At 40.8% G+C, this 4,046-nt stretch carries 5 protein-coding genes; 2 read left to right on the plus strand and 3 right to left on the minus strand.

The annotated features are described in order from the left end of the window. Positions 1–40: 40 nt before the first annotated feature. Positions 41–208, plus strand: a complete 168-nt coding sequence (locus L2748_RS23225; RefSeq protein ID WP_220783591.1) for a hypothetical protein — start codon at positions 41–43, stop codon at positions 206–208. Between the two features lie 65 nt (positions 209–273). Here the strand turns inward: L2748_RS23225 and L2748_RS23230 are convergent, their stop codons facing one another. From L2748_RS23230 to L2748_RS23240, 3 genes are read right to left on the minus strand one after another with little or no spacing between them, the layout of a single operon-like run. Further along, complete coding sequence (locus L2748_RS23230) at positions 274–927, minus strand: peroxisomal membrane protein PEX14 (RefSeq protein WP_220783592.1); 654 nt, start codon at positions 925–927, stop codon at positions 274–276. A gap of 58 nt (positions 928–985) precedes the next feature. Further along, positions 986–1,243, minus strand: a complete 258-nt coding sequence (locus L2748_RS23235) for a Txe/YoeB family addiction module toxin (protein ID WP_220783593.1) — start codon at positions 1,241–1,243, stop codon at positions 986–988. After that, the gene (locus L2748_RS23240; protein ID WP_220783594.1) at positions 1,243–1,494 is read right to left on the minus strand and encodes a type II toxin-antitoxin system Phd/YefM family antitoxin; all 252 of its coding nucleotides are present in this window, start codon (positions 1,492–1,494) and stop codon (positions 1,243–1,245) included. Before L2748_RS23240 ends, L2748_RS23235 begins: the two co-directional genes overlap by 1 nt. Before the next feature lie 77 nt (positions 1,495–1,571). Between L2748_RS23240 and traD the strand changes: the two genes are divergently transcribed. Continuing rightward, positions 1,572–3,659: a type IV conjugative transfer system coupling protein TraD gene (gene traD / locus L2748_RS23245; RefSeq protein ID WP_248957793.1), complete on the plus strand. Its 2,088-nt coding sequence runs from the start codon at positions 1,572–1,574 to the stop codon at positions 3,657–3,659. The last annotated feature ends 387 nt before the right edge of the window (positions 3,660–4,046 follow it).

Here is a 4,046-nt window from a genome sequence, read left to right on the forward strand (position 1 = left end):
ATAATGGCGGCTTGACCCCAAATGAATCTGAACGAAGATTTTGGAATACGTACAAGTCCGTGTCCAGTTTTACTTGACCACTACAGATACCTATCAACAAAAAGCATTAACGGGCAGTAAGGAGTTTGCGGCAATTCAATCATCACCTGAAGCTCGAATGAAACAAGGTATGAACGACATCATGGAGCAAGCAAAAAAAGAAAAATAGTCTTAACTTAGGCAATAAAAAGGGCTGCATGATGCAGCCCTTTAATGCTAGATACTCATTATCTTTTATTCGGGTTTATTGACGTAATATAAAAAACCACTAGCAGCAGAGATAATAAAAAGTATCCCTAACAATGTAGGCAGCCATGAGGGATCTTTAAGCCCTTGGTTATCGTTAATCCCTGCGATCATAAATAATAAACAAAACAATCCAGCAAGCCCGATGATCCACGGTGTTAAACGTGATGTTGGCGCTGCTTTGTAGCATTGTTGAGGAGCATTTAGATCAGTCTTTTTAAAGAAAAATCGTAATTTATTGTAGTACCAGCCATTACCAACATATTCAATGAACAGATAAACGAACAAAGTTATAAAGCTACAAAATAAAACTGGTTTCCCGTACTCTTTTACAACGTCAAAAAAGAAACTTGATGCAACGGTAACAAAGAATAATAAAGCATAAGCCAAAAATGCTATAGATGATTTTTTATCCTTACTCAATACATCTTCAACCTGCTCATTCCATTGCTCAGCGGGCTTATCCGCAAACAATGGCGCAAAGGTTTTGAGTGATTCAGGTAATGACTCTGATTGTGATTGAGGCGCAACCACAGGCGCGGCACTAGGTGCTATAGACAGTAACTGGTCAATCTCTTGATCAGATAATCCCTTTGACCGTAACAGGTCGATTTTTGAAGTCAAACTCATTGACGTATTCATGGTGTTTTCTCTTTCAGAACATGACGTTATTTTACGCTGTATAACCATTAACCACAATCTAGATATAGTGAAAACGCAATGCAACGATGGTTAATGTATCCTGAGTCGCTTTGTACACTAGACGGTGTTCATCGGTGATCCGCCTAGACCAATAACCCGATAGATTTTCCTTTAATCGCTCTGGTTTACCAATGCCCTCGAACGGAGTTCTTGTGCAGTCCTGGATTAACTTATTAATCCGCTTCAAGGTATTGCCGTCTTGCGGCGTCCAATAGCAGTAATCAGCCCAAGCGTGATCTGAAAAGAGTATGTTCATCAGTCTAATAACTCACGTTCTTGCAACTGACCTTTGTTCACTTGCTCAATAGACTCAAATAATCGCTTTGCGTTGATGGGGTTAGTCAATAAATACAAGGTTTCTTTCCAGCTATTAAATTCAGCCTCAGACAACATAACAACGTTTTCTGCATCTCTACGATGGATCACCACAGGTTCGCAATCACTGACAACCTGATCGCATACCAATTTTAAGTTTTGTCTTACATCCGTAAAGCTATAAACGCTCATAACTCCCCCAATACGTACCTTAATGGTACATGTTGCTCCTTAATATAAATACAACTTTGCATGAAAGGAACCATACTATGCAAGATCGTTTAAATAAGCGGCCTAAAGCCCGTACCAGTAATTTTACTCGTGGCGGCCAGATCATCTTTCACAATATCCGCATGTACTTTCAAGTCATTGGTGCGATTTTCCATTGGTATTTTCTCGCTATCGCGATCATCGCAGGATTAGCGATTTACAGCTTCATAGACGCCGAAACCTTAAAGGCCACGCAATACCACTGGAAAGTATGGTCAATCAGTAAAATTCATCCCGACACAAGGGAAGTGACATTAACCTGGCAAGGTGAACCTTTTACCGAAACCATAGGCATCTTAAAAGAAAGTAAGCTACTCAATGATGCTAACGATAAGTTCATGTGGATCTTACAAATAGGCTTCTTGTTTGGCTTTATTGTGGTCACGATTATCACCACGATCATTATGAAGTTCTTTAACAAAAAGGGGGCTGAACAAACAGAAGATTGCTTAGTACGTGGGGTTAGAGTTGTAGAGCCAAGCCTCCTATCCAAAGAGTTAATCAGAGACAAAAACGCCAGTGACTTTAAAATTGATGGTCTGCAATTACTGACACAAGATTTTGAAATTAGACATTTGTTATTCAGTGGTACAACGGGCGCGGGTAAATCTGTTGCTATTCGTAAGTTACTGCAATGGATAAGAGCTAGGGGTGACAAAGCGATTGTTTACGATAAAGGCTGTACTTTCGTATCGCGCTTTTATGATGAAAGCCAGGACACGATTTTAAACCCTTTTGATGAACGGTCAGCATACTGGGATTTATGGTGCGATGCTAACAGAGCCACGGATTTTGAAAATCACGCAATGGCACTTATTCCTGAACACGGCGATGGTGATCCATTTTGGGTACAATCAGCCCGTACTATTTTTGCATCTACCGCTTACAAGATGCAAAGTGACGGCAAACCTTGTACCACTGAGCGCTTGCTAGAGCTGATCTTAACCTCGCAACTTGAAACCTTAACCGAATACTTAGACGGTACAGAATCCGCAAGTTTAGTGTCAGACAAGATCCAAAAAACCGCAATCTCAATCAAATCAGTATTGGCCGCTTACATTAAGTCATTGCGATTCTTAGAGGGCTTAGATAAACCCGACTCTGAGGGCAATCCACGCAAGCGCTTTTCTATTCGTGATTGGGTACTGGATGATGACGAGAAAGGCTTTTTATTCTTAACCTCAAATGCAGAGCAACACGCCTCTTTAAGGCCGTTGATCTCTATGTGGTTGTCTATCGCGTCAACTTCTATTCTCGGTTTATCTGAAAATCCCAATCGCCGTATTTGGGTGATCATGGATGAAGCCCCAAGTATTCATAAGCTCCCTGAGCTGCCTAACGTATTAGCCGAAGTACGTAAGCATGGCGGCTGTTTCTTATTGGGGATTCAATCCTATGCACAGTTGGTTAAAACATACGGCCAACACGCCGCCGATGAAATGTACGACCTACTGAACTCGCGCTTTTACTACCGTAACCCGTCTGCTCCTATGGCGAAGAAATCCAGTGAAGACTTAGGCGAACAAGAGCTAGAAGTCTCAAAGGAGCAATACAGCTACGGTGCTAATTCGGTGCGTGATGGTATTTCGTTAGGGCATCAAACCATAACAAGGCCAACGGTAAGCGCATCAGAGATCATGTTACTTGATGATCTTTCTTGCTGGTTACGTGTTGCAGGTAATTATCCTGTAACCCGACTCGATCTTAAATTTGACCAACTGCCACAAGTCGCTAAGGGCTTTGTCTTTAGAGATTACGAAAGCAGCGAAGCTATGAAGAAAGTCGATGCCTTACTTGCTCATTATCAGTTAGGTGCATTGTCTTCACTCCCGACCGAAGATCGCAATCGTTTACTGGCTATTCATAACTCGCAATTTGAGGGTGATGAAAAGGCTCAGAAAGCAGAAGAAAAGCGTATGCAATCCAGTGTTGAGAAAACCAATCAACAAGACGAATACGATGTAGAGAAACAAAAACAAATCGAAGCACAAGAACTGCGGGCACAGCTCGCTACGCCTGACGCTGAAAGCTCACTGCATGATATGCAGGATCAGCAAATTAGTGACGACAGTTCGCCCTCTATTTAACCGCCGTAAAGTTTTCATAAAATCTATCTATACAACCCTTAAATTAAGGTGTAAAAATGAAGAAACTTAACTGTCACAATAGAATTGTGTAAACCCAAGCAACTGAAAATAATCATAGTATTAATGTGCAAGACCAAATAATAGTGCACACAGCTTGAGTATCTGTTCGTAGGACTACACGATAAATTTAAGCTTCAAGGATCAATAATTGAATACAATGTTAACCATCTTATTTACAATTTTTATATTCACAACATTCATAATACTTAATGGTCGTTTATTAAAAGGATGGTACGGTATTCTGGTCTAATCGATCTGGACACCTTGATTGTGGATAATAGAGCCTACAATTGAGGTAAGCATGAATACGAAAAGACAGTACCGAAC

The organism is Shewanella sairae (genome assembly GCF_023283535.1).
In the GTDB taxonomy this organism is placed as follows: domain Bacteria; phylum Pseudomonadota; class Gammaproteobacteria; order Enterobacterales; family Shewanellaceae; genus Shewanella; species Shewanella sairae.